Annotated in this window: 20 protein-coding genes; 17 read left to right on the top strand and 3 right to left on the bottom strand. The window is 67.2% G+C overall.

Features of this window, described 5'->3' with window-relative positions:
- Nucleotides 1–27 precede the first annotated feature (27 nt).
- The 6 genes from BTJ49_RS11570 (at nt 28) to BTJ49_RS11595 (ending at nt 9324) form a co-directional block, all read left to right on the top strand.
- A complete protein-coding gene (locus tag BTJ49_RS11570) occupies nt 28–3075 on the top strand; it encodes a TonB-dependent receptor (protein ID WP_113065553.1) in 3048 nt (1015 codons plus the stop codon).
- 149 nt (nt 3076–3224) lie between these two features.
- A complete protein-coding gene (locus BTJ49_RS11575; protein WP_113065554.1) occupies nt 3225–4736 on the top strand; it encodes a tryptophan halogenase family protein in 1512 nt (503 codons plus the stop codon).
- An 84-nt stretch (nt 4737–4820) separates the two neighbouring features.
- Entirely contained in the window at nt 4821–6317 is a 1497-nt protein-coding gene (locus BTJ49_RS11580; protein ID WP_113065555.1) for a glucoamylase family protein, read from the top strand.
- Nucleotides 6318–6320: 3 nt separating this feature from the next.
- Nucleotides 6321–7628 (top strand): sugar ABC transporter substrate-binding protein, encoded by a 1308-nt coding sequence (locus BTJ49_RS11585; protein ID WP_113065556.1) that lies wholly within the window; start codon nt 6321–6323, stop codon nt 7626–7628.
- Nucleotides 7625–8506: a sugar ABC transporter permease gene (locus BTJ49_RS11590; RefSeq protein WP_206098404.1), complete on the top strand. Its 882-nt coding sequence runs from the start codon at nt 7625–7627 to the stop codon at nt 8504–8506. Before BTJ49_RS11585 ends, BTJ49_RS11590 begins: the two co-directional genes overlap by 4 nt.
- On the top strand, nt 8503–9324 hold the full coding sequence (locus BTJ49_RS11595) for a carbohydrate ABC transporter permease (protein ID WP_113065557.1): 822 nt from the start codon (nt 8503–8505) through the stop codon (nt 9322–9324). The genes BTJ49_RS11590 and BTJ49_RS11595 overlap by 4 nt, the downstream gene beginning before the upstream one ends.
- Nucleotides 9325–9330: 6 nt before the next feature.
- Here BTJ49_RS11595 and BTJ49_RS11600 read toward each other — a convergent pair whose 3' ends face one another.
- On the bottom strand, nt 9331–10683 hold the full coding sequence (locus tag BTJ49_RS11600) for a GH1 family beta-glucosidase (RefSeq protein ID WP_206098405.1): 1353 nt from the start codon (nt 10681–10683) through the stop codon (nt 9331–9333).
- 110 nt (nt 10684–10793) lie between these two features.
- On the opposite strand from BTJ49_RS11600, the gene ugpC reads away from it, so the two are divergent.
- Nucleotides 10794–11909, top strand: a complete 1116-nt coding sequence (gene ugpC, locus BTJ49_RS11605; protein ID WP_206098406.1) for a sn-glycerol-3-phosphate ABC transporter ATP-binding protein UgpC — start codon at nt 10794–10796, stop codon at nt 11907–11909.
- Between the two features lie 5 nt (nt 11910–11914).
- Here the strand turns inward: ugpC and BTJ49_RS11610 are convergent, their stop codons facing one another.
- Nucleotides 11915–12688, bottom strand: coding sequence for a hypothetical protein (locus tag BTJ49_RS11610; protein WP_113065560.1), 774 nt, complete (start codon nt 12686–12688; stop codon nt 11915–11917).
- A 208-nt stretch (nt 12689–12896) separates the two neighbouring features.
- On the opposite strand from BTJ49_RS11610, the gene BTJ49_RS11615 reads away from it, so the two are divergent.
- Entirely contained in the window at nt 12897–13307 is a 411-nt protein-coding gene (locus BTJ49_RS11615) for a DUF4156 domain-containing protein (RefSeq protein ID WP_113065561.1), read from the top strand.
- Between the two features lie 31 nt (nt 13308–13338).
- Here the strand turns inward: BTJ49_RS11615 and BTJ49_RS11620 are convergent, their stop codons facing one another.
- Nucleotides 13339–13545, bottom strand: a complete 207-nt coding sequence (locus tag BTJ49_RS11620; RefSeq protein WP_113065562.1) for a YdcH family protein — start codon at nt 13543–13545, stop codon at nt 13339–13341.
- Between the two features lie 68 nt (nt 13546–13613).
- On the opposite strand from BTJ49_RS11620, the gene ttcA reads away from it, so the two are divergent.
- From ttcA to BTJ49_RS11665, 9 genes are all read left to right on the top strand, one after another.
- Entirely contained in the window at nt 13614–14456 is an 843-nt protein-coding gene (gene ttcA / locus BTJ49_RS11625; RefSeq protein WP_113065563.1) for a tRNA 2-thiocytidine(32) synthetase TtcA, read from the top strand.
- Nucleotides 14457–14530: 74 nt separating this feature from the next.
- Nucleotides 14531–15730 carry an amino acid aminotransferase gene (locus tag BTJ49_RS11630; RefSeq protein ID WP_113065564.1) on the top strand — a complete coding sequence of 400 codons (1200 nt, stop codon included), beginning with the start codon at nt 14531–14533 and terminating at the stop codon, nt 15728–15730.
- A 107-nt stretch (nt 15731–15837) separates the two neighbouring features.
- Nucleotides 15838–16755, top strand: coding sequence for a recombination-associated protein RdgC (locus tag BTJ49_RS11635; protein WP_113065565.1), 918 nt, complete (start codon nt 15838–15840; stop codon nt 16753–16755).
- Between the two features lie 19 nt (nt 16756–16774).
- On the top strand, nt 16775–17551 hold the full coding sequence (locus BTJ49_RS11640) for a SprT family zinc-dependent metalloprotease (protein ID WP_113065566.1): 777 nt from the start codon (nt 16775–16777) through the stop codon (nt 17549–17551).
- A gap of 147 nt (nt 17552–17698) precedes the next feature.
- A complete protein-coding gene (locus BTJ49_RS11645; RefSeq protein WP_168184726.1) occupies nt 17699–18841 on the top strand; it encodes a histidine kinase in 1143 nt (380 codons plus the stop codon).
- Complete coding sequence (locus BTJ49_RS11650; RefSeq protein WP_168184727.1) at nt 18816–19574, top strand: LytTR family DNA-binding domain-containing protein; 759 nt, start codon at nt 18816–18818, stop codon at nt 19572–19574. Before BTJ49_RS11645 ends, BTJ49_RS11650 begins: the two co-directional genes overlap by 26 nt.
- A 112-nt stretch (nt 19575–19686) precedes the next feature.
- Entirely contained in the window at nt 19687–21645 is a 1959-nt protein-coding gene (locus tag BTJ49_RS11655) for a pyrroloquinoline quinone-dependent dehydrogenase (protein WP_113065569.1), read from the top strand.
- Nucleotides 21642–23744: a TonB-dependent receptor gene (locus tag BTJ49_RS11660; RefSeq protein WP_113065570.1), complete on the top strand. Its 2103-nt coding sequence runs from the start codon at nt 21642–21644 to the stop codon at nt 23742–23744. Before BTJ49_RS11655 ends, BTJ49_RS11660 begins: the two co-directional genes overlap by 4 nt.
- A 129-nt stretch (nt 23745–23873) precedes the next feature.
- Nucleotides 23874–25652, top strand: coding sequence for an SLC13 family permease (locus tag BTJ49_RS11665; RefSeq protein WP_206098407.1), 1779 nt, complete (start codon nt 23874–23876; stop codon nt 25650–25652).
- Nucleotides 25653–25665: the final 13 nt, after the last annotated feature.

The raw sequence follows: 25665 nt of genomic DNA on the forward strand, positions 1-25665 counted from the left end.
TTCCAAGGCCGCTCCCACGCGGCGACCATGCGCCTGAAGCGCCGGATGATCGCGAGCCTGATCGCCGCGTCCGTGGCGGCGTCGGTCGCTGCACCGACCGCGGTCTGGGCGCAAAGTGTCAATGCCACCGTGCGCGGTGACGGTCCGCCGAACGCGACCGTGACGGCGTTCAACGTCGCCACCGGCACCACGCGTCATACCCAGGTCAACGCGGACGGGCACTACGCGCTGGTGGGTCTGCCGCCGGGCACGTACCAGATCGACGCTGGTCCCGGCACGGGACGCACGCTGACCTTGTCGGTGGCTTCCACGACCTCGTTGAATTTCCCCAAGAACGGCGCCTCCAAGACGCCGAGCACGGCCAACGCCACCGAGCTGGGCGCGGTGCAGGTCAGTGCGATCAATCTGCCGGAAGTGAAGACGTCCGAAGTCGGCACGACCATCACCCAGCAGCAGATCCAGAGCCTGCCGCAGGCTTCGCGCAACTTCCTCGAGTTCGCGGACATCGTGCCGGGCATGCAGTTCTCCGTCGCCGGCACGTCGAAGAACACCTCCCTGCAGGGCGGTGCGCAGAGCCCCAATGGCGTCAACGTCTACATCGACGGCGTCAGCCAGAAGAGCTACGTGATGGGCGGCGGCATCGCCGGCCAGAACGCCAGCCAGGGCAACCCGTTCCCGCAGCTGGCCATCGGCGAGTACAAGGTCATCACCTCCAACTACAAGGCGGAGTACGACCAGGTGACCAGCGCCGCCGTGACCTCGGTGACCAAGTCCGGCACCAACGAGTTCCACGGCGAGGTCTTCAGCCGCTACACCAGCGACAAGTTCCGCGCGCGCACCCCGTCCGAAAACGCGGCCAACAAGAAGACGACGTCACAGGAGAAGGAATACGGCGTGGCCGTCGGCGGTCCGATCATCAAGGACAAGATGCACTTCTTCTTCACCTATGAAGGCAAGCGCTTCAATTCGCCGACCGCGGTTACGCCCACATCCACGACGGTGGAGGCGGTGCCGTATCTCCCCGCCGACGTACAGGCGCAGTTCGGGCCGGCCAACAATCCGTTCCTGGAGAATCTGTACTTCGGCAAGATCGACTGGGAGCCGACCGACCGCGACCGCTTCGAGCTGACCGCGCGCGTGCGCAAGGAACACACCAACAGCGGCATCGGCAACGGCACAGCCGCTTCGGCAGGCGTGAACCAGATCAACGACGACAAGCGCTATGCGCTGAAGTGGGCGCACAGCGCGGACGCCTGGTACAACGAGATGACCGTCTCGCACCAGAGCACGTTCTTCCAGCCGACGCCGTTGAACTTCGGTAACGGCTCCATTTACACCTACGGCGGCGCCAACGACGCGCAGATCATCGACACGGGACCGGCTTCGCCACTGGCGGCACAGAACAAGGGTCAGAAGGGCTGGTCGTTCAAGGACGACCTGACGCTGAACGACCTGGAGTGGGCGGGCAACCACGTCGTGAAGATGGGCGTGACCTACCGTGACCTGACGCTGACGGCGGCGGATGCCTCCGACATCAACCCGCAGTTCTATTACTACGTCACCAATAGCGGCACCTACAGCACGCCGTACAAGGCGTTCTTCACCAAGCCGGTCACAGGTCTGGGTAGTCTGTCGCCGGTCGTGACCAGCAAGGACAAACAGTACGGTGCGTACATCCAGGATGACTGGGATGTCACCGACAAGCTGCAGCTGAACCTCGGCATTCGCTGGGATTATGAGGACAACCCGTCGTACACCGGCTTTGTCACGCCATCCAACGTGGTCGCCGCCCTGCAGGGCACCAACCCGTATGCCGTGGGCACGCCGTATGAAGGCGAGACCTACGCGCAGGCACTGGCCCGTGGCGGTATCAACGTCAACGACTACATCAGCAACGGCCATCAGCGTTCCAACAAGAAGAACGAGTGGCAGCCGCGACTGGGCTTCTCGTACGACATGTTCGACGACGAGGCGCACGTGTTCCACGGCGGCTGGGGCCGTTCCTACGACCGCAACCTGTACAACTACCTGCAGCTGGAGACCACCAAGTCGGCATTGCCGCAGTTCACGGTGTACTTCCAGAATCCTGCCGACGGTCAGTGCCTGAATGGCGGTACGCCTTGCTATGCCTGGGATCCAAACTACCTGAACGGCCTGTCCAATCTGCAGGCTCTTGTGCAGGCGGGCAACGGCGGCGAGGTCGATCTGCTCAACAACAACCTGAAGGTGCCCTACTCCGATCAGGCCAGCCTGGGCATGTCGAACAAGATCGGTGACTGGCAGACCGACGTCACCTTCACTCGCATTCAGTACCACAACGGCTTCGCGTTCGTTCTGGGCAACCGCTATCCGAACGGCGACTTCTTCCAGAACCACAGCCAGCCCTGGGGCGACGGCGTGCCGGGCTTTGGTGGTCTGATCCTGGGAACGAATGGCATTGAGACCCGCAACAACGAGATTCTGGTCTCGGCGCAGAAGCCGTACACCAAGCAGTCCGGCTGGGGCGCGACGTTCGCGTACACGATGACCAACGCGCACCAGAACCGCAGCGTCACCGAGCACTACTCGTTCGACTACGCCACGATCCAGGACTACCCGTTCGTGACCTCCAATGCGACGCCGAAGCATCGCATCGTGGCCACGGGCACGTTCAGCGGTCCGTGGGGCATCGTGCTGGGCGCCAAGCTGACGCTGGCCACGCCGACGCCGCTCAACAGCAATGTCTGCTACTACCCGAACGACCAGTACCCGGATGGTGTGACCTTCGCCAACGGTAGCTATTGCCACACCGTGGCGGTCAAGCCGCAGGGCGAGGGTCGGTTCCTGGTCGGCGGCAAGATCTGGGGTTATCGCGACGTCGACTTCCAGGCGACCAAGAACTTCGACATCGGTCACGGCGTGACGATGTATGCGCGTTTCGACCTGATCAACGTGTTCAACTGGAAGAATCTGGTCGACACCAACCAGATCAACATCACGGGTGGACCCGGCGCCGAGACGGTGGGCTACAACACGTCCGGAAACATCCAGTACTACCCGCGCACCGTGAAGTTCGAGATCGGCGCACGGTTCTGATCGATCCCCCCGGCGGTGGGATGCGGCTCCCCGCCCATCCCACCGGCTTTTCCGGGCGGGCGACAAGCTGTAGGCAAGACGGCGGGTGTCCTCCGGGGCACCCGTGCGCCATGCTTTGAACCCATCGACACGTCGTGGCGACGTCTTTCATGAGCGACCGACACATCCAGAACATCGTGATCGTCGGCGGTGGCACAGCGGGCTGGATGGCCGCAGCGGCCTTCGCCAAGGTGCTGGGATCCCAGGTCTCGGTGCGCCTGGTCGAGTCCGAGGCCATCGGCACGGTCGGCGTCGGCGAAGCCACGGTGCCGCATCTGAAGCTGTTCAACGACCTGCTCGGCGTCGGCGACGTCGAGTTCGTGCGCAACACTTCGGGTACCTTCAAGCTCGGCATCCAGTTCAACGACTGGGGACGCCTCGGCGATTCCTACATTCACGGCTTCGGCAGTCTCGGCCACAAGGTGGGACTGCTGCCGTTCCACCAGTACTGGATCAAGGCGCGCCAGAAGGGCATCGCTGCCGATCTCGGTGCGTACGCGATCCACACCGCCGCCGCGCCGCGCGGCAAGTTCATGACCTCGGCCCAGGATGCACCGGCGCATTCGCCGCTGGCCGATATTCCCTACGCCTACCACTTCGATGCCGGCAGCTATGCACGCTTCCTGCGCGGATACGCCGAAAAGCGCGGCGTGCAGCGCACGGAGGGTCGTGTTGCCGAAGTGCGACAGCATCCGGAAAGCGGCTTCGTCGAATCGGTGGTGCTGGAAAGCGGCGAGACGATCGCCGGCGATCTGTTCATCGATTGCTCCGGCTTCCGCGGCCTGCTCATCGAGCAGGCCCTGAAGACTGGTTACATCGACTACACGCACTGGCTGCCCTGCGATCGCGCCGTGGCCGTGGGCTGCGAAAGCGCCGGCGATCCGCCGCCGTTCACCCGCGCCACCGCGCGCAAGGCCGGCTGGCAGTGGCGCATTCCGCTGCAGCACCGCATCGGCAACGGCTACGTGTATGCGAGTCCGCACCTCAGCGACGACGAGGCGGCGGCCACCCTGCTGGCGCACCTCGATGGCAAGCCGCTGGGCGATCCCCGCGTGCTGCGTTTCGTGACCGGCATGCGGCGCAAGTTCTGGAACAAGAACGTGGTCGCACTGGGTCTTTCCAGCGGTTTCATGGAGCCGCTGGAATCGACGTCCATCTTCCTCATCCAGTCGGGCATCGCGCGGCTGTTGAACCTGTTCCCGCGAGCCGGTTTCAGCCCGGTGCTGGTCGACGAGTACAACGCCCAGGCGCAGTTCGAGTTCGAGCGCATCCGCGATTTTCTGATCCTGCACTACAAACTGACCGAGCGCGATGACAGCGCGTTCTGGAACGACTGCCGGACGATGTCCATCCCCGACACGCTGCGCGAAAAGATCGAGCTGTTCCGCGACAGCGGCCGGTTTTTCCGCACCGCCGAAGAGATGTTCGCCGAAGTCAGCTGGGTGCAGGTGATGATCGGTCAGGGCCTGATGCCGCGCAGCTACCACCCGCTGGTCGATCAGCTGCCCGAGGCTGATCTGCGCCAGTTCATGGACGGCGCGGCCAAGGTGATCGACAGCTGCGTCGACCTGATGCCTCCGCACCAGGCCTTCATCGACCGGCATTGCGCCGTGGGCGCCTAGTTTCCCCCGCCGCGGCGGGTAGCACACGGACGGTCCGCCGATCCGCCGCATGATCCCCATCGACTTGCAGGACCCCGTTTTTTGATGATCAAGGCACACCCCCTCCATTCCGTCGCGGCGCAGACATTGCTCGCGCTGTTCGTGCTGATCGTCGGCATCCAGTTCCCGGCCACGGCCGCTGCGGACCAGACCCCGGAGACCGTCCCCGTGCACGCGTTGGCGGCGGCGAGTTCCCAGGCCCAGCTCGACGATCTCGAGCGCCGCACGTTCGAGTTCTTCTGGAAGACGACCAATCCCGGCAACGGCTTGGCGCCGGACCACTTTCCGCTGCGTGAACAGCCGTTCGCCAGCATCGCGGCCGACGGTTTCGCACTGACCGCCTACGGCATCGGCGTCGAACGCGGCTACATCACGCGCGAGCAGGCCATCCAGCGCGTGCTGACCACGCTGAAGTTCTTCGCCAACGCGCCGCAGGGCACGTCCGAGGACGGCGATACGGGCTACCGCGGCTTCTTCTACCACTTCCTCGATATGCGCACCGGCAAGCGTTACGGGCGCTGGGTGGAGCTGTCGACAGTCGACACCACGCTGCTGCTCGGCGGCGTGCTGTTCTGCCAGTCCTATTTCGATCGCGATACTGCGCAGGAACGCGAGATCCGCAAGCTGGCCGACACCATCTACCGGCGCGTGGACTGGACCTGGGCGCAGGCGCGTCCGCCTCTGATCAGCATGGGCTGGACCCCGGGCGGCAAGTTCATTCCGCACGACTGGACCGGCTACGACGAAGGCATGCTGATCTACATCCTGGCGCTGGGTTCGCCGACGCATCCGGTGAAGCCGGACGCGTGGAAGGCCTGGACCGACACCTACAGCCGCAGCTGGGGCACCTACCAGGGGCAGACCTATCTGGCTTTCGCGCCGCTGTTCGGTCATCAGTACAGCCATGCCTGGGTCGATTTCCGCGGTATCCAGGACGACTACATGCGCGGCAAGGGCATCGACTACTTCATCAACAGTCGTCGCGCCGCGCTGGCGCATCAGGCCTACGCCATCGCCAATCCACACGGCTTCAAGGGCTACGGCAAGAACGTCTGGGGTCTGACCGCCAGCGACGGTCCGGGTCACTTCACCTGGGTGCACAACGGCGAGACCGTGCATTTCCGCGGCTACTCCGCGCGTGGCGCGGGTCTGTCCGGCAGCGCCTTCGACGACGGCACCCTGGCGCCGACCGCTGCGCTGGGTTCGATCGCCTTCACGCCGAAGCGTTCGCTGGCCGTGCTGGACACGCTGCTGAAGCGCTACGGCAAGGCGATCTACCGTCAGTACGGGTTCGTCGACGCGTTCAATCCCAGCTTCGCGATCAAGGGTGCCAAGCCCAAGCACGGCGATTTGATCCCGGGCGCCGGATGGGTCGATGATGCCTACCTGGGTATCGATCAGGGACCGATTCTTCTGATGATCGAGAACTACCGCAGCGGATTCGTCTGGCGCGTCATGCGCAAGAACCCGTACATTCGGCGCGGTCTGCTCCGCGCCGGCTTCCGCGGCGGCTGGCTGGACAAGGCCGGGACCGCTCCCTAGGCCATGAAAGTCCGGCGCGCGCGCGGTTGGCATCGCACGGCCCTGCTGGCCGTCGCCCTGCTGCTGTGCGCGTGCCGTCACGACGCGCCGCCGTCGACGCAGACCGTGACTTTCTGGGCCATGGGACGCGAGGGCGAGAGCGTGCGCAAGCTGATGCCCGCGTTCGAGCGCGCGCATCCGGACATCCACGTGCGTGTCGAGATCCTGCCGTGGAAGGCCGCGCATCAGAAGCTGCTGACCGCGTTCGCCGGCGACGTCACGCCGGACCTGTGCCAGCTCGGCAACACCTGGGTGCCCGAGCTGGCCGCGCTGGGTGCGCTGCAGCCGCTGGGCGCGCGCGTGCGCGGTTCGAAGCGCATCGAGCCGGGCGACTACTTCCCGGGCATCTGGGACACCAATCGCATCGACGGCACGCTGTACGGCGTGCCCTGGTATGTCGATACCCGGCTGCTGTTCTACCGCAAGGACCTGCTGGCCCGGGCCGGCTTCGACCATCCGCCGCGCAGCTGGAGCGAATGGGCGCGGCAGATGGCGGCGGTCAAGGCCATGGTTGGCCCCAAGCGCTACGCGGTGTTGCTGCCGCTGAACGAATTCGAGCAGCTCGAATCGCTGGGTCTGCAGCAGACGCAGTCGATGTTGCGCGACGGCGGTCGCTACGGCAATTTCCAGTCGCCGGGCTTCAAGCATGCTTTGCGGTTCTATGACGAGATTTTCCGCAAGGACTGGGCGCCGAAGGTGACCAACACCGAGGTGTCCAATCCGTGGGCCGAGTTCGGTCGCGGCTATTTCACGTTCTACGTCTCGGGTCCGTGGAACATCGAGGAATTCAAGAACCGGTTGCCGGCCAGCCAGCAGAACGATTGGGCCACCGCGCCTCTGCCCGGCCCCGACGGTCCGGGTGCGTCGCTGGCCGGCGGCGCGTCGCTGGTGATCTTTCGGGCGTCCAAGCACAAGCAGGCGGCGTGGACGCTGATCGAGTACCTGTCGCGTCCGAATGTGCAGCGGAAGTTCTACCAGCTGGTCGGCGACATGCCGCCGCGGCGTTCGGCCTGGGACAATTCGGCGCTGGCCGACGACCCGCATGCACGCGCCTTCCGTGTGCAGTTGGAACGCGCGCGCCCGGTGCCGAAGGTGCCCGAGTGGGAGCGCATCGCGGCGCAATTGGCGCTGGTCGAGGAGCGCATGGCGCACGGCCGCCTTAGCGTGGATCAGGCGGCACGGACGCTGGACGAACGCGCCGACGCGATCCTGGCCAAGCGCCGCTGGGTGCTGGCGCATGGGCGTTCGCCGCAGCGGGAGCCTTCGCCGTGAAGCCGCGGCGCATGGCCGCCTGGGTGTTCCTGGCGCCGGCGCTGCTGGTGCTGGGCGCATTCTTCGTGCTGCCCGTGCTGGGTGGTTTCGCCCTGAGCCTGACCGACTTCGACCCCTATGCGCTGGCCCATCTGCACAATCTGCGCTTCATCGGGCTGGGCAACTATCTGGCGCTGCTGCAGCGGCCGGAGTTCTGGTCGGCGCTGGGCAACACGCTGTACTTCGTGCTGGTCGGCGTGCCGCTGTCGATGGCGTCGTCGCTGGGCGCCGCGCTGCTGCTCAATCATCGCCTGACGCGCTGGAGCGGATTCTTCCGCACCGCGCTGTTCGCTCCGGTGGTGACCACGCTGGTGGCCGCGGCGGTGGTGTGGCGCTATGTGTTCAACACCCGCTTTGGGCTGGTCAACGGTCTGCTTTCCGGACTGGGGCTGGACCCGGTCGACTGGCTGGGCGATCCGCGCTGGGCGATGCCGACGCTGATCCTGTTCGCGGTGTGGAAGAACCTCGGCTACAACATGATCCTGTTCCTGGCCGGTCTGCAGGCGATTCCGCCCCAGCTGTACGAGGCGGCGCGCATCGATGGCGCGTCGGCGCCGCGCACGTTCTGGCACGTTACCCTGCCGATGCTCGGACCGACCACGCTGATGGTCGGTATCCTCACCCTGTCCGGCTATTTCCAGATGTTCACTGAGCCGTATGTCATCACCGAAGGCGGACCGCTGCAGAGCACCGTCAGCGTGCTGTACCTGATGTACGAGGACGGCTTCAAATGGTGGAACCTGGGCATGGCCTCGGCCGTGGCCTTCATGCTGTTCGTGTTGATGTTCGCGATCACCAGCGGCCTGCTGCTGTTCGCGCGGCGACGGGGGCACGCATGAGCCGCCGTCTTGCCAGCGCCTGCGTCAACGGCGCGCTGATTGGCATGACGCTGGTGGCGTTGTTTCCGCTGCTGTGGATGCTGTCGGTGTCGTTCATGCAGCCGGGCGCGGCCAGCACGCTGCCGCCGCCGCTGCTGCCTTCGCATCCGACCCTGGCGAACTACCGCGCCCTGTTCGCGCAGGCCGGCATGGGCCAGTACTTCCTCAACAGCCTGCTGATCGCGGGGTCGGTGACGCTGGTCTCGCTGGTGTTCAATCTGATGGCCGGCTACGCCTTCGCCAAGCTGCGCTTCGCCGGTCGCGAGCGGCTGTTCCAGGCGCTGATCGGCGGGCTGGTGATTCCGGCGCAGGTGGCGATGATGCCGCTGTTCCTGCTGCTGAAGTCGATGGGGCTGGTCGACACCTACCTGGGCGTGATGGCGCCGATGCTGGTGACCATCTTCGGCATCTTCCTGGTGCGCCAGTACGCACGCTCAATCCCGGATGAGCTGCTGGAGGCCGCGCGCATCGACGGCGCCGGCGAGGGCCGCATCTTCGTGCAGGTGGTGCTGCCGCTGCTCAAACCCATCGTGGTGACGCTGGCGGTGTTCACCTTCCTCGCCAGCTGGAATGACTTCATGTGGCCGTTGATCGTGCTCGCCAGCCAGCAGCACTACACCCTGCCCGTCGCCTTGGCCGCGCTGTCGCGCGAGCACGCGCAGGACAGCGAACAGATGATGGCCGGCGCGGTGGTGACCATGTTGCCGGTGCTGGCGCTGTTCCTGATGATGCAGCGGCATTATCTGCAGGGACTGTTGTTGGGCAGCGTGAAGGGCTGAACGGCCTCAGTCGCCCAGCGACTCGCCGTGGCTGGCGATGACTTCGGCGTAGAATTTCGCGCTGTCCTTGGGAGTGCGTTCGAGGGTCTCGTAATTCACGTGCACGATGCCGAAGCGCTTGGCGAAGCCGAGGGACCATTCCAGATTGTCGAGCAGCGACCATAGGTAGTAGCCGCGCACGTCGACGCCCTGCTTGATCGCGGTGTGCACGGCGCGCAAATGGCGGCGCAGGTAGTCGATGCGCAGCGGGTCGTGCACGCCGTCGTCGGCGGCTACCGGCGGGTCGTAGAAAGCGGCGCCGTTTTCGGTGACGTACAGCGGAATGTCGCCGTAGCGGTCGCGGACCCAGCGCAGGATGTCGGTGAAGCTCTCTTCGTGGACTTCCCAGTCAGTCTCGGTATAGGTCGCTTGCGGTACGCGCACGGTGCGGGCGTACAGCGGCCAGGCCGAGGGATCGTGCGCGGTGAGTCCGCGTGTGTAGTAGTTGATGCCCAGGAAGTCGATCGGCTGGCGGATCTGTTCGAAGTCGGGCGCCGGCCAGTCGGGCCAGGCGTCGCCGAAGATCTCGCGCATCTCAGGCGGGTACGTGCCCTTGAGTGCCGGGTCCAGATACTGCCGGTTCATGTAAGCGTCGGCGCGCTGCGTGGCGGCGCGGTCCTCGGCGCTTTCGCTGGCGGGATACTTGGGTTCCAGATTCACCACCAGGCCGATCTGGTGCGCGCCGACGGCGCGATAGGCCTGTACCGCTGCGCCGTGCGCGCGCATGAGGTTGTGCGAAGCGCGCGCGGTCTCGTAGGGGTTGCGATGGCCGGGCGCGAGCACGCCGTGCAGGTAGCCGCCGTCGGTGACGACCCACGGTTCGTTCAGCGTCACCCACCGCGGCACGCGATCGTCCAGCGCTTCAAAGCAGGTCGAGGCGTACTCGGCGAACCAGTCGGCGCTGTCGCGATTGAGCCAGCCGCCGCGGTCGTCCAGCGCCTCGGGCAGGTCCCAGTGGTAGAGCGTGGCCATCGGCGTGATGCCGCTTTCCAGCAGCGCGTCGACCAGTTGACGGTAGAAGTCCAGGCCCTTCTGATTAATGGCGCCGGTGCCGGACGGAAGAATGCGCGACCAGGCGATGGAGAAGCGGTAGCTGGTCAGGCCCAGATCGCGCATCAGACGCACGTCGTCGCGGAAGCGGCGATAGTGGTCACAGGCGATGTCGCCGTTGTCGTCGTTGTGCATCATGCCCGGGGTGTGCGCGAACCGCTCCCACATGCTGGGGCCAGCGCCGTCAGCGAGCGGCGAGCCTTCGATCTGGTAGGCGCTGGTGGCGCACCCCCAGAGAAAGGATTCGGGAAAGCGCGTGTTTTCCGGCATGATTCGGGAAGCCCCCTGGACGTGCGCGACCGGGTTTGAAAACGATTACATGGCAGAATAGCGCAACCGCCCGTTCGATGGCAGCCGGCAGGACACGACGAGGACAAGCTGTGGGGAGTGTCGTACTCGAAAACGTGACCAAGGCATACGGCGAAGGCGTGTGCGCGGTCGACGATGTCAGTTTCCGTGTCGACGGCGCGCAGCTGCTGGTGCTGCTGGGGCCATCGGGCTGCGGCAAGTCGACGACATTGCGCATGATCGCCGGACTGGATTCGGTCGACAGCGGACGCATTCTGATCGACGGCCGCGAAGTGCACGACGTGGAGCCCAAGGATCGCGATATCGCCATGGTGTTCCAGAACTACGCCCTGTATCCGCACATGAGCGTGGCCGAGAACATGGCCTTCGGCCTGAAGCTGCGCCGTCGCCCGCGCAAGGAGATCGCCCGGCGTGTGCAGGAAGCGGCCACCATGCTGGGGTTGGAGGCGTTGCTGGATCGACGACCGGGTGCGCTGTCCGGCGGTCAGCGACAGCGCGTGGCGTTGGGGCGCGCGCTGGTGCGCCAGCCGCGCGTGTTCCTGCTCGACGAGCCGCTGTCGAACCTGGATGCCGGGCTGCGCGCCAGCATGCGCATGGAGATCGCGCGTCTGCATCGGGCGGTCCGCGCGACCATGGTCTACGTCACCCACGATCAGGTCGAGGCGATGACGCTGGGCCAGCGCATCGTGGTGATGGACGGCGGCCGCGTGCAGCAGGACGACACGCCGATGCGCATCTACGAGCGGCCCGCCAATCTCTTCGTCGCCGGGTTCCTCGGCAGTCCGTCGATGAATCTGCTGCGCGGACGGCTGGAATGCGCCGCGGCCTGTGTGCACGTGGACGGCGCCGGTCGTCTGAGTTTGCCGGACGTGCCGCGCGTGCGCCGGGCGCTGGCCGCCCTCGACGGCCGGGAGATCGTCGTCGGGCTGCGCCCGGAGGCCCTGACCATGGCGGTTGCGGGCGCGGTGGTCCCGGCGAGTCTGGACGCCGATCTGGACGTGATCGAGCACGTCGGCAACGAGGCCTTCCTGAACATGCGTCTGGGCGCACACGTGCTGGTGGCGCGGGTGCCGCCGCAGGCGCTGCCCGAGCCGGGGCGCCGTGTGCGGGTCGCCTACGATCCGGCGCAGATGCATTTTTTCGAAGGCGACAGCGGTCGGCGGATCGAGCTCGACGCGCCGGCCTGAGGTCCTCAGCGCAGGCGACAGCGGCCGTCCAGCTTCGCTTCGCGCGCTGTCCGCAGCCGTTCGGCTGGCACGTCCGTCTCGCGCAGGTCGGGTGGATAGCGCAGCACGACCGTGAGGTTCTCGCCGTGGATGTCGCGCAGATTCGACAATCCGCGGAACCAGCGCAGGCGGTGCGTGTCCCGCGCGTAGCCGACATCGATGTGCGGCAGGGCGAAGGCGAGCCAGCTGTCCAGCCGTAGGCGCAGCACCATCAGGCCCTGACGGGCCGCATCGGGGTCGTGGCGCCGGGCGATGGCGAAATCGAGGAACTTCAGGCGACTGGGCACCAGGAATCGCAGCTTCAGCGTCTGACCCGCCGCCAGTGCGTCCCAGTGCGCGCGCACGAAGGCGTCGAAGCCGCTGTCGATGACCGGCGTCGGCACCATCGGCAGCGGTGCGCTGCGAGTCTTCTTCGCGCCGACCTTGTGCACGTAGACCACGCGCTGGCCGGCCTGCGTGCGCACGCCCTCGCGGTAGCCGCTGCGTGCATCGCGGAAGGCGAAGTCGGGGGCTTGCGGCGTGCGTGTGTCCAGCCACTTCCTCGCGAACGGGCGTCCGTCCGGGCAGCGGTACAGGACCATTTCGCGAGGGCCGTCGGCGCTGTCGAACAGGTAGTGCACTTCGCGGTACAGCACCCTGGCGTCCGGTGCGGCGCGGGCGATGCCCGTGTACTGGCGGATCGGGCCGGTGGGTGTGCCGGCGGAAAGCGCGGCCAGGGACAGCAGCAGGGCGGAAAGCATGGCGGCTCCGTGTGCGAATCGGGTGTGCGCGCGTCGATCGCGGCGTCACTCTCTTCAGCTACGCGTGCCGACCGCGTGCGGATGCGCGGCGCGCTGCGGGATTACGCATGCCTGCCCGGTTCCGGCGGCGGACTTTAAGCCGCAAGTCACGTTCGCGCGGTACGATGCGCGTTGATCCACTGGATGCGTTTCCTTTCTGGAGAATTCCATGCACAAGATTCCGTTGCTCGCGCTGGCCGTGCTGACCCTGACGGTCGCCGGCTGCACCTGGGGCATCAAACTCAACGAAGGCGGCAAGCAGGTGCGCACGGCCTGGAACCAGGATGTCACCCAGTGCAAGCAACTCGGGCGAGTCACGGTGTCGGTGATGGATCGCGTCGGTCCGATCGACCGCAACGACATCAAGGTGCGTGACGAGCTGGAAGTGATGGCGCGCAACCAGGCCGCCAGCATGGGCGCCGACACCGTCAAGCCGTTGGGTGAGCCGCTCGATGGCCAGCAGGCGTGGGGCGCGTACCAGTGCGGCAAGGCGAAGATGACGCCGGCTGCGGCCACGTCGAACACCGATGCGCAACCGCAGAGCGGTTCGGCGCAGACCTATCCGGTCCAGGGCAACTGATCGCGCGGGCGCGGCGACGGTCGCGCCCCGCTCAGGCGTCGAGGTCGGGAATCATTCGGCTTTCCAGCCGCGCGATGCTGTCCTTGAGCAGCAGCTTGCGCTTCTTCATGCGGTTCAGGCGCAGCTGATCGCACAGCGGGTTCGCGCTTAGACGCGCGATGGCGTCGTCCAGGTCGCGATGCTCCAGACGCAAGGCTTCCAGTTGGCGGGCGGTTTCGACCGGATCGGGCGGATGCACGGGATGCTCCGTGGCGGAATCTCCAAGTGCCAAGTGTAGCGCCGTCGACGTCGGTACAATGACTCGCCATGAACGCTCGTGAAATTGCCATCCCGCTCGACGGCCTGCGCGGCGCACGCCGCGGGGAGTCCCTGAACCGCAAGCTGCGTCGGCTGACCGGCAAGGCCATCGCCGACTTCGGCATGATCGAGGACGGCGACAAGGTCATGGTCTGCCTGTCCGGCGGCAAGGATTCCTACACCCTGCTCGATATGCTGCTGCAGCTGCAGGCGCGTGCACCGGTGCGCTTCGAGCTGATCGCGGTGAACCTGGACCAGAAGCAGCCCGGCTTCCCCGAGCACGTGCTGCCGGACTACCTGCGTGCCAGGGGCGTGCCGTTCCACATCATCGAGCAGGACACCTACAGCGTGGTCAAGCGGGTGATTCCCGAGGGCGCGACCACCTGCGGGCTGTGTTCGCGGTTGCGGCGCGGCTCGCTGTACACCTGGGCGGCCGCCAACGGCATCACCAAGATCGCGCTCGGTCATCACGGCGACGACCTCGTCGCCACGCTGTTCCTGAACCTGTTCTTCCAGGCTTCGATGAAGTCCATGCCGCCGAAGCTGCGCTCGGACGACGGCCGCCACGTGGTGATTCGTCCGCTGGCCTATTGCCGCGAACGCGATATCGAGGCCTACGCCACCGAGCAGGGCTTCCCGATCATTCCCTGCAACCTGTGTGGCAGCCAGCCCAACCTGCAGCGCCAGGCCGTGCAGGGCATGCTCGATGCCTGGGATCGCGAACATCCCGGCCGCGTCGACAATATCCTGCGCGCGCTGGGCCACGTCACGCCTTCGCACCTGGCCGATCCGTCGCTGTTCGATTTTGCCGGGTTGCGGGCCGATCCCGGCGCTCACGCCGAATCGTCATAAATCGACGCCCAGCGCGTGTGCGAACAAGCCGTACACTAGGGGTTCTCCATCCCCCGGTTCGCACGAGTTTTGCCATGTCCCTGTTCCGCTCTGTCACGCTGGCGCCCCGCGATCCGATTCTGGGCCTCAACGAGGCCTTCGCCGCCGACACCCGGCCCGGCAAGGTCAATCTCGGCGTCGGCGTGTACTACGACGCCGAAGGCCAGCTGCCGTTGATGCGCGCGGTGCGCGAAGCCGAGCGCGAGCGTCTGGCGACGCCCACTGCGCACGGCTATCTGCCCATCGACGGGATCGCCGCCTACGACGCGGCCGTGCAGCAGCTGCTGTTCGGCGCCGAGGCTGCCGCCGTGACCGAGCGCCGCGTGGTCACCGTGCAGAGCCTGGGCGGCACGGGCGCGCTGAAGGTCGGCGCGGACTTCCTGTATGCGCTCGATCCGTCCGCGAAGGTCGCGATCAGCACGCCGAGCTGGGCCAACCACCGCGGCATCTTCGAGAACGCCGGCTTCGAGGTGATCGACTATCCCTACTACGACGCCGCCCGCCAGGCGGTCGATCTCGACGGTCTGCTCGCCGCGCTGGACGGTTTTGCGCCCGGGACCATCGTGGTGCTGCATGCCTGCTGCCACAACCCGACCGGCGTGGATCTCGATACCGCGCAATGGCGGCAGGTGGTCGAACGCATGCAGGCGTGCGAGCTGGTGCCGTTCCTGGACATCGCCTACCAGGGGTTCGGCGACGGCATCGAACCCGATGCGGCCGCGATCCGTCTGTTCGAGGCCAGCGGGCTGCCGATGTTCGTGGCCAGCTCGTTCTCCAAGTCGTTCTCGCTGTACGGCGAACGTGTGGGCGCGCTGTCCGTCGTCGCCGCCAGCGACGACGAGGCGCGGCGCGTGCAGTCGCAGCTCAAGCGAGTGGTCCGCACCAACTATTCCAACCCGCCGACCTACGGCGCCGCGCTGGTCAGTCACGTGCTGCACACGCCGGCGCTGCGCGCGATGTGGGAGGACGAGCTGGGTGCGATGCGCGAGCGCATCCGCGCCATGCGTCGCGGCCTGGTCGCGCGGCTGGCCGCGCACGGCGCCACCGGCGATTTCGGTTTCATCGAGCGTCAGCGCGGCATGTTCTCCTATTCCGGCCTCGACGCCGCGCAGGTGGCTCGTCTGGCCGAGGAATTCGGTATCTACGCGGTGTCCTCCGGGCGCATCTGCGTGGCGGCGCTGAACGAAGGCAATCTCGACACCGTCGCCGGTGCCATCGCGGCGGTCGGTCGCTGAATCGCGCTGCACGGATACCGGTTGGACCGGGGCGGCCTCGGGTATGATCGTGATCTTTGTTTCCACGGCCCGGCGCACGGCCGGGCTGTCCCGATCACGGACTGCCCATGTTCTTCCGCAATCTCACGCTGTTCCGCTTTTCGCCCGCCGTCGCCGAGAATCTCGGTGAACTGGAAGCCGCGCTCGACGAGCATCGCCTGCGCCCCTGCGGGGCCATGGAGATGTCCACGCACGGCTTCGTGTCGCCGCTGGGACCGGATGCCGAGGCCCTGACGCACGGCGTTGGCGACAGTCTGCTGGTCACCGTCGGCAGCGAAGACAAGCTGCTGCCGGCCTCGGTGGTCAACGAGGAGCTGTCGCGCAAGGTGCGCAAGGTGGCCGAGGACGAAGGCCGCCGCGTCGGCGGCCGCGAGCGCAAGCGGCTGAAGCAGGAAATCCTGGACCAGCTGATGCCGCGCGCCTTCTCGCGCCCGTCGCGCATGCAGGTCTGGCTGCAGCGCAAGCTCGGCTGGGTGGTGTTCGACAGTTCCAGTCGCAAGGCCGCCGAGCAGGGCCTGACCAACCTGCGCGAGGCGCTGGGCAGCTTCCCAGCGCTGCCGCTGGCGCCGGAGAAGTCGCCGCGCCAGATCATGACCGACTGGCTGACCAGCGGTGATCTGCCGGCCGGTCTGACGCTGTCCGACGAGTGCGAATTGCGCGATCCGGCCAACGCCGGCGGCGCGGTGGTCCGCTGTCGTCATCAGGAGCTTGAATCGGACGAGATTCGGGAGCATCTTCGCGGTGGCAAGCAGGTGTTCCAGCTGGGCCTGGAATTCGACGAGCGCATCGGTTTCGTGCTCGGCGAGGACATGGTCATCCGCAAGCTGAAATTCTTCGACGTCATCACCGACGAGCTCGACCATGCCCAGGCCGATTCGGCCGCCGAGGAAATGGATGCGCGCTTCGCGCTGATGACGCTGGAGCTGGAGCGCCTGCTGGCGAAACTGGACGAATGGTTCGGCCTGCCCCGTCCCGACGGGGCCTGACAACGGGCATGCACAAACGATGGTTCGCGAACGGGTAACGGACAACTGGCTGGAGCTCTCCACGGCCAGTGGCGCCCGCATCAAGGTGCTGGGCAACGCGCATCCGCGCTCGAAGCGACTGCGGCTCACCATCACGCCCGGCGGCGCCCGCGTGAGTTATCCGCAGGGCACGCACCCAGCCCGCGTATCGGCGTTCCTGCGTCAGCACGCCGATTGGCTGGAACGCGAACTGGGCGAGCAGCGTCAGCGGCTCAAGCCCCTGTCCCGGCTGAACGTGGGACGCGAGACCGAGATGCCCCTGCGCGGTCGGCAAGTGCCGCTGCGCTGGAGTGAGGGGCCGTATCCGCGTATCCAGCGTGACGCCGACGATGCCGTGGTACTGGTGCTGCCGCGCCTGCAGCCGCGGTTCCTGCCGGTAGCGCGCGGGCTGCTGGCCGCTTTTCTGGAAGACCGCATCCGCCGGGATGTCGGGCGCTGGATGCCGCGCTACGTGCCGCAGCTGGGGCATGCGCCGACGGCCCTGCGTGTGCGACCCATGCAGAGCCAGTGGGGCAGCCTGGACACGCGCGACCGCATCAATCTGGATCTTTCCCTGGCGCTGGCGCCTGCGGCGGCGCTGCGCTACGTGCTGGTGCACGAGCTGTGTCACCTGAAAGTGCGCGATCACTCGCCGCGCTTCTGGCGACAGGTCGGCGAGCTCGATCCGGGCTGGGAGGCGCAGCGCGCCTGGCTGCGCGATCACGGCGCGGAGCTGAAGCTGCAGATCGAGCGCCTGGTGGACGACATCGCCGACTGACGCGTCGCCCGTCCGTCGTGGGCCGTTGGTGACATTCCCGCCTCTTGCCATGCATGGCCGGTGACACGCCACCCCATGTGACCAGCGGGACTGCCCCCGTGACGACCGGAGTCGACGCCGGCCCTCCATCACGGTTCAATGGACGCGATGACGTCGAAACCCTGCCCATCCACCACGCCCGACGTGCCGCACGAGGCGCGCGCGGACGGTTGGCCACGGGTCCGCTTCCTGCTGGTGTACTTCCTGGCCTGGCTGCTGTTGGGTCTGTGGCAGGGCGCCGAGAGCGTGATCAGCCATCGCAGCGATATGCATCCGCCGCCGCACTGGCACATATACGTGTGGGAGATCAGCAGCGCCCTGGTGGTCGGCCTGCTGGCGCTGGTGGTGGCGCGTATCGAGGATCGCTGGCGGGTGACCGGACTGGGGGTGTTGCGCCGGTTGCCGCTGCATGCGGTCGGCGCCGTGGTGTTCTCGGTGGTGCACGTGACCCTGATGGTCTGGCTGCGCAAGCTGGCTTACGCGATCGGCGGCGACCACTACGATTTCGGCCCGGTCGTGGAGGGTTTCTTCTACGAATTCCAGCGCGATCTGGTCACTTACGCCGGCATCCTCATCACCTGCGCGCTGCTGCGCACCGTGCGCGAGCGCCGTCGCCAGCAACTGCGTGAGCTGGAACTGCGCAAGGCCGCCAGCGACGCGCGCCTGGCGCACCTGACGGCGCAAATGGAGCCGCATTTCCTGTTCAACACCATCAACGCCATTTCCAACCGCATGTATGAGGACGTGGCCGCCGCCGATCGCATGCTGGTGGCGCTGGCCGACCTGCTGCGCGCGGCCATGGCGCGCGACGGCGCCGATCGCGTGCCGGTGGCCGAGGATGTGCGCTGGCTGGAGGCCTACTGCCATTTGATGACCGAGCGTCAGCCGGGTCGGCTCGAGGTCGAACTCGACATCGGTGAACGCGCGCGTCGGGCGCTGATCCCGCGCCTGCTGCTGCAGCCGCTGGTGGAAAACGTGTTCCGACACGGGCTGCGCGATGGTCGCGGCAAGCTGACGATTCGGGTGCAGGCGCATGACGACCGCCTGCGCTGCAGCGTGGCCGACAACGGCGTGGGTGTGGGCGAGGATGCCGAACCGGGGCTGGGGTTGGGCAACCTGCGCGAGCGCCTGGCGCTGCTGTATCCGCACGATCATGATTTCACGATCCGGCCGGGTGCCGACGGTGGCGCCGAGGTCGTGGTCGACATGCCGCTGGAGCACGCCGATGACGCTGCGCCTGGCCATCGTTGAGGACGAGGCGCCGGCGCGCGCGCGGCTCAAGCGCTTGCTGGACATGCACCCCGATGTCGAATTGGTACTGGAGGTCGATGGCCTGCGCGAGGCCCTGAACGGTCTGCCGCAATCGGGTGCCGATGCCGTGTTCCTGGATATCGCCCTGGGCCACGCCACCGCCTTCGACCTGCTCGACCGCCTGCCCGAGCCCTGGCCGCTGATCGTGTTCGCCACCGCCTACCACGAGCACGCACTGCGCGCCTTCGACGTAGCCGCGGTCGACTACCTGCTCAAGCCCTTCGACGACCGCCGACTGGCCGCCACGCTGGACCGCCTGCGCGAGCGCCTGGCCGAGACCGACCCGCTGCCCGCCGACGAGGACGTGCGCCGTGTGAAGGCGGCCATGCCGGATCCGCCCGAGCCGCCGCAGCTGGTGGTGCACGATCGCGGCCGCCGCGTGGTGGTGCCGCTGGAGGACGTCGTCCGCATGGCCAGCTGCGGCAACTACGTCGAGCTGCATACCGCCGAACGTCGCTACCTCATGCGCACCACGCTGACCCGGCTGGCTCAGCGGCTGGATCCGGCACGCTACCTGCGCGTGCACCGTCAGCACCTGGTGCGCGCCGACCAGATCGCCGCGCTGGCCCCGCGCGCCCATGGCGATGCCGAACTGACCCTGCGCGACGGCAGCATCGTGCTGGTCAGCCGGCGCTACCGCGAGGCCCTGCCGGAGGCGCTGCGCGGGCGCTGAAAAGGTGCCGGCAAGCCGTACGCGTCGCCGCATGTCCCGGCCGTCACAAATGCGTTGAGCGCACGCAGGACGCAACCGAGGATCGAGGACAACCTCATCGGGAGAAGTGCCCATGCGTGTGTTCATACCGCTCGTCGCCGTGCTCGTCGCCGGCCTGGCTGCCTGCAGCGCGCCGTCCGCTCCGCCGTCGTCGCCCTCCGCCACCGCGCGCGCCTTCCAGTGGTCGCACTGGGGCGGCAGCGCCGGCGGCGATCGCTACGCACCCATCGAACAGATCACCAAGACCAACGTGGCCGGCCTGGAACCGGCCTGGACCTTTCACACCGGCGCCCTGGCCAAGGGCTGGAATGTGTCCGGCAAGCTCACCTTCGAGGCCACGCCGCTGTTTGTCGACGGCACGCTGTACTTCGATACCGCCACCGGCCAGGTGTTCGCGCTCGACGCCGCCACCGGCAAGGCCCGGTGGCACTACGACGCGCACGTCGACCCGAAGGGCTGGTACTCGGAACTGACCTCGCGCGGCGTCAGCTACTGGCGCGACCCGCAGGCCACGGCGGGCAGCCCTTGCGCCGCACGCATCTTCGTGCCCACCATCGACGCACGCCTGATCGCCCTGGATGCGGCCACCGGCAAGCCCTGTGCCGACTTCGGCGACCACGGCCAGATCCGCCTGGCCACGCACCTGCGCGGAACCCATCGTTTCGACTATGAGCTGACCTCGCCGCCGGTGGTGGCCGACGGTACCGTCATCACCGGTATTTCCATCGGCGATAACGGCACCGCTGCCGAGGCGCTGGGCGTGGTCCGCGCCTTCGGCGCGCGCAGCGGCGTGCCGCGCTGGCATTGGGACCCGATCGTGCGCACCGATGCCTCGCATCCGAACCGCAAGCCGTATTCGAAGTGGAACGGCGCGGCCAATGCCTGGGGCGTGTTCTCGGTCGACGTCCAACGTCACCTGGTTTTCATCCCCACCGGCTCGGCCAGCCCGGACCTGTACGGCGGCGATCGGCCCGGCGACGACCACTGGGCCAACTCGCTGGTGGCGCTGGACACGCGGACCGGCAAGCGCGTGTGGAGCCGGCAGCTGATCCACCACGACACCTGGGACTACGACCTGGCCGCCCAGCCGATGCTGATCACCCTGCATCGCCACGGCAAGGCCATTCCCGCGGTGGTGCAGCTGACCAAGAACGGCCAGGCCTTCGTGTTCGATCGCACCGACGGCACGCCGCTTTTTCCGATCACCGAGAAACCGGTGCCCACCGACGGCGTGCCCGGCGAGCACCTGAGCCCGACCCAGCCGTATTCCTCGCTGCCGGCGTTGATCCGTCAGGGCCCGGTCAAGCCGTCCGACGCCTGGGGTCTGACCTTCTGGAGCCGCAACGCCTGTCGCGACAAGATCAGGCATCTGCGCAGCGACGGCATGTTCACGCCGCAGACGCTGCGTGGCAGCATCGAGATGCCCAGCTACGCGGGTGGCAGCAACTGGGGCGCCGGCGCCTGGAACCCGGCCACGCAGACCTTGTTCGCCAACGTCAACGATCTGCCGATGGAGGTGCAACTGTTGCCGCGCGCCGAATACAACCGTCAGCTCAAGGCCGGCGGCGCGCCGGGCTGGGAATATGCGCCGCAGGACAAGACACCGTACGGCATGCGGCGCCGCGCCCTGACCGGACCGACCGGCGCACCCTGCATCAAGCCGCCGTGGGGCCGCCTGGTGGCGCTGGACCTGGCGCACGGTCGCATCGCCTGGAGCAAGCCACTGGGCAACAGCCGCGGACAGGCGCCCTGGCCGTTCTGGTTCCTCAAGGGCGTGCCCAACATGGGCGGTCCGCTGGCCACGCGCAGCGGGTTGCTGTTCATCGGCGCCAGTACCGACGGTTACCTGCGCGCCTATGACCAGAAGACCGGCAAGGTGCTGTGGCGCTACCACCTGTCCGCGCCGGCCATGGCCACGCCGATGACCTACGTGGCCGGCCAGCGCCAGTACGTGGTGGTGGCGGCCGGCGGCCACGGCAAGCTCGGGACCGGAAGTGGTGATGCCATCGTCGCCTTCGCGCTGCCGCAATGAGCGGTGTGCTGCGCTTGTTGGCACTGGCCGCCGCGGCCCCGGCCGCGACGGTGCCGCCGCCGGCACATTCCGTTTCCGTGCAGGCACTGCCGGTGCAGGTGGTCACGGCGCGCGCCACTTCGCCGCGTCCCTTCGACCTGCCGGCCTCGGTCGACCTGATCGATCTGACCGGCCCGGGTCGCGACGTGCCGGGCATCGGCGCGCGGCAGGCACTGCGTGGTGTGCCAGGCCTGTTCGTGGGTGAGCGCCAGAACCTGGCCCAGGATGCACCGGTGTCGATTCGCGGCTTCGGCGCCCGGGCCGCCTTCGGCATCCGTGGCGTGCGCCTGGTCGTGGACGGAATTCCCGCTACCAGCCCGGACGGCCAGGGCCAGCTTTCGAACGCGATGTTCGGCGCCGCCGAACGCATCGAGGTCCTGCGCGGGCCGTTCGCCGCACTGTATGCCAACGCCGCTGGCGGGCTGATCCGCGTGATAACCGCTGCGGGCGACACGCCCGCGCGCCAGCGGGTCGAAGTGGGCGGCGGTAGCCACGGGACCGGCCATGCCGAAGTCGGCGCCAGCGGTCGAGCCGGATCCATTGGCTACAACTTCAATCTGGACCGTACCCACATCGACGGCCAGCGCGGTCATGCCCGCGCGGACCGCAGCGGGGCCGACCTGCGCCTGGATTGGCGGCGCAGCACGCGTCAGCGCTGGACGCTGGCCATGAACGTGTTCGACCAGCCCCGCGCGCAGGATCCGCAAAGTCTCACCCGAGCCCAGTTCCGGGCCGACCCGCAGCAGGCGGCGCCGTCCGCCCTGGCCTACAACACCCGCAAGCGCGTGCGCCAGACCCAGGCAGGCCTGACCCTGCATCAGGCGATTGGCACGCATCAGGCCGTGCGCGCCACGGCGTATGCGGGGCGCCGTGCGGTACGCCAGTACTTGTCGGTGCCCGTGTTCGTGCAGGCCAGTCCGTTCAGCGCCGGTGGTGTGATCGACCTCGACGGTGGCTTTCACGGCGTCGACCTGCGCTGGCAGTGGTGCAGTCGCGCACTGGGCCGTCCACTGAGTGTGACTGCGGGTCTGAACGACGAGGTCGAGGATGTACACCGGCGCGGCTACGACAACTTTGTCGGCGACGTCCTGGGCGTGCGCGGGACGCTGCGCCGCGATGAGCACGACATCGTCGTCTCACGCGGCCTGTACGTTCTGGGCACGTTGCGTCCGGCACCGCGCTGGAGCGTTAGCGCGGGCCTGCGCCGTAGCCAGGTGCGTTTTCGCGTGCGTGATGGTTTCGTCAACGCCGTCAATCCCGACGACAGCGGTCGCATCACCTATGCCGCGACGACGCCGGTGGTCGGACTGCTATTTCGCTTGCGCCGCGATTGGCACGTGTACGCATCCTGGGGACGTGCCTTCGAGACTCCGACCGTCGCCGAACTGGCCTACCGCGCCGACGGTAGCGCTGGACTCAACCTCGCGCTGAACCCGGCACGAACCTCGCAGCTCGAGTTGGGCGCCAAGTGGCGCGGTCGCGGCGGTGCCCGCTTCGATCTGGCGCTATTTGCTGCCGCCACCGCCGATACCCTGGGCGTGGACCGCTCCAGCGGCGGACGTACTACCTACCACAACATCGGCACCAGCCGCCGCCGCGGGGTCGAGCTGTCCGCGCGCTGGCCATTGGTGCGGCACTGGCGGCTGGGTCTGGCCGCCACCGCGCTGACCGCGAAGGTGCGCCAGTCCGACGGCCGGCGCGCACTACTGCCCGGGGTGCCACGGCAACGCCTGCAGCTGGGTCTGGACTGGTCCGGCGCGCACGGCTGGCGCGCCGGTCTGCAGGCCGAGGCACTGTCGGCGGTGCCGGTGGGCGACGCCGACAGTCAGCGTGCGCCCGGCTACGCGCTGTTGGGCGCACATGTGGGTCGCACGTGGTCATTCGGTGAGGTCGAGCTGACCGCGTTCGCGCGCTTGGACAACATCTTTGGCCGTCGCTACGTCGGCGCCGTGGTGGTCAACCAGGCACAGGGACGGTTCTACGAGGCCGGACCGGGCCGGGCCGTGTTCGTGGGTCTGCGTCTGGCCCATGGCGGCGGAGACGAGGCCGCTACGCACTAGCTCTGCAGTATCCGGGTATGGCATGTTCACGGGCCGTTTCCCGTAGGAGGGCCGCGTGCCCGTGATGGCGTCGAACCGGCACTCATGTATGCCGCGGCATATCCGTGTGGCCCGGCTGGAGCCTGCGCGATGAGCGGTCTGGGCCTCGACGCCTGGCTGACGGTCGCGGTGATCGTCGGCACCATGGCGATGCTGGTGTGGGAGCGTTTCGCGCCGGAATTCGTGTTGATGGGCGCGGTGGCCGTGCTGCTGCTGTTCGGCGTGCTGACGCCGGTGGAGGCCCTGGCCGGATTCTCCAACACGGCGGTGCTGACGGTGGCCGTCCTGTTCATTGTCGCCGCCGGATTGCGCGCCACCGGTGCGATCCGCTGGGTCGGTGCATGGGTACTGGGCAAGCCGCGAGGCGCGTTCCTGGCGCAGGCCCGGCTGATCGGGGTTTCGTCGACGCTCAGCGCCTTCATCAACAACACGCCGGTGGTGGCGATGCTGACCTCGGCGGTGGAGAACTGGTCGCGCAAGAGCGGCATCTCCGTGTCGAAGCTGCTGCTGCCGCTGAGCTACGCGACCATCCTCGGTGGGCTGTGCAGCCTGATTGGGACCAGCACCAACCTGATCGTCGACGGTCTGGCGCAGAACTATCCCGGCCTGCCGCACCTGCACATGTTCGATCCGGCCTGGGTCGGTGTGCCGGCGGCGCTGGTCGGTTTCGTCTACCTGCTGACCATCGGGCGCTGGCTGTTGCCCGACCGCCGCGGCGCGATGGAGCAGGCGCGCGACACCAAGGAATACGTGCTGGAAATGCGCGTCGAGGCCGATGGCCCGCTGAATGGGCAGACCCTGGAGGACGCGGGGCTGCGCAGCGTGCCGGGGCTGTTTCTGGCCGAAATCCAGCGCGACGGGCGCCTGCTTCCGGCATTGGCTACATACACCCGCCTGCGTGGCGATGATCGACTGGTGATCGTCGGTTCCGCCGAGCGCCTGCGCGAAGTGCGGCAGTGGCCCGGATTGCGTCATGCCGACGATCAGGTGTTCAAGATCGGCGGCGTCGACGGGCGGCACTTCGTCGAGGTGGTGCTTTCGCGTCTGTCGCCGATGGTCGGGCGCTCGCTGCGTGAGGGCAATTTCCGCCACCGTTACGACGCCGTGGTGGTGGCCGTGAACCGTCACGGGCGCCAGCTGACGGACAAGCCCGGCGACGCGGTGCTGCAGACCGGCGACACGCTGCTGCTGGAGACCACGCCGGGCTTCACCGACCGCTTCGCGCAGTCGCACGAGTTCGCCATGGTCAACCTGCTCGACGACACGCCGCCGGTGCAGCCGCGCAAAGCCTTGCTGTCGCTGGGCATCCTGGGTGCGATGATCGTGGCCAACACGCTGCTGCGCGTGGACATCTTCGTGTCCGCACTGGCAGCGGGGCTGGCGATGCTGGTGAGCGGCTGCCTGCCGTTACGCGATGCGAGAAAATCGGTGGATTTCCCACTGATCGTGGTTATTGCATGCGCATTTGCTATTGGAAAAGCCACTCAAACCACCGGTCTGGCCAATGAAGTGGCTCACCTTTTGCTTCAGGGGGCGAGCGGCGATCCGTTCCGCACGCTGATCCTGCTGTACGTCTGCACGGTGATTTTCACCGAGCTGCTGACCAACAATGCCGCAGCCGTGCTCATGTTCCCGATCGGCATGGCGGCGGCCGCGCAGCTGGGCGTGCTGCCGATGCCCTTCGTGATGACGGTCATGGTCGGTTCCTCGGCTGCCTTCATCACGCCAATCGGCTATCAGACCAACCTGATGGTCTACGGACCGGGCGGGTACCGGTTCATGGACTACGTGAAGGTCGGTACGCCGTTGTCGATCCTGGTCGGCGCTGTGGTCCTGTGGGTGATTCCGCACGTGTGGCCTTTTCACTGAACGAAATGCCGAC

The organism is Oleiagrimonas sp. MCCC 1A03011 (assembly GCF_003267965.1).
GTDB lineage: Bacteria > Pseudomonadota > Gammaproteobacteria > Xanthomonadales > Rhodanobacteraceae > Oleiagrimonas > Oleiagrimonas citrea.

Coding starts and splice junctions, on each gene's coding strand:
- BTJ49_RS11570 (WP_113065553.1), top strand. CDS start 28: ATGCGCCTGAAGCGCCGGATGATCGCGAGCCTGATCGCCGCGTCCGTG.
- BTJ49_RS11575 (WP_113065554.1), top strand. CDS start 3,225: ATGAGCGACCGACACATCCAGAACATCGTGATCGTCGGCGGTGGCACA.
- BTJ49_RS11580 (WP_113065555.1), top strand. CDS start 4,821: ATGATCAAGGCACACCCCCTCCATTCCGTCGCGGCGCAGACATTGCTC.
- BTJ49_RS11585 (WP_113065556.1), top strand. CDS start 6,321: ATGAAAGTCCGGCGCGCGCGCGGTTGGCATCGCACGGCCCTGCTGGCC.
- BTJ49_RS11595 (WP_113065557.1), top strand. CDS start 8,503: ATGAGCCGCCGTCTTGCCAGCGCCTGCGTCAACGGCGCGCTGATTGGC.
- BTJ49_RS11600 (WP_206098405.1), bottom strand. CDS start 10,683: ATGCCGGAAAACACGCGCTTTCCCGAATCCTTTCTCTGGGGGTGCGCC.
- BTJ49_RS11610 (WP_113065560.1), bottom strand. CDS start 12,688: ATGCTTTCCGCCCTGCTGCTGTCCCTGGCCGCGCTTTCCGCCGGCACA.
- BTJ49_RS11615 (WP_113065561.1), top strand. CDS start 12,897: ATGCACAAGATTCCGTTGCTCGCGCTGGCCGTGCTGACCCTGACGGTC.
- ttcA (WP_113065563.1), top strand. CDS start 13,614: ATGAACGCTCGTGAAATTGCCATCCCGCTCGACGGCCTGCGCGGCGCA.
- BTJ49_RS11630 (WP_113065564.1), top strand. CDS start 14,531: ATGTCCCTGTTCCGCTCTGTCACGCTGGCGCCCCGCGATCCGATTCTG.
- BTJ49_RS11635 (WP_113065565.1), top strand. CDS start 15,838: ATGTTCTTCCGCAATCTCACGCTGTTCCGCTTTTCGCCCGCCGTCGCC.
- BTJ49_RS11640 (WP_113065566.1), top strand. CDS start 16,775: ATGGTTCGCGAACGGGTAACGGACAACTGGCTGGAGCTCTCCACGGCC.
- BTJ49_RS11645 (WP_168184726.1), top strand. CDS start 17,699: ATGACGTCGAAACCCTGCCCATCCACCACGCCCGACGTGCCGCACGAG.
- BTJ49_RS11650 (WP_168184727.1), top strand. CDS start 18,816: ATGACGCTGCGCCTGGCCATCGTTGAGGACGAGGCGCCGGCGCGCGCG.
- BTJ49_RS11655 (WP_113065569.1), top strand. CDS start 19,687: ATGCGTGTGTTCATACCGCTCGTCGCCGTGCTCGTCGCCGGCCTGGCT.
- BTJ49_RS11660 (WP_113065570.1), top strand. CDS start 21,642: ATGAGCGGTGTGCTGCGCTTGTTGGCACTGGCCGCCGCGGCCCCGGCC.
- BTJ49_RS11665 (WP_206098407.1), top strand. CDS start 23,874: ATGAGCGGTCTGGGCCTCGACGCCTGGCTGACGGTCGCGGTGATCGTC.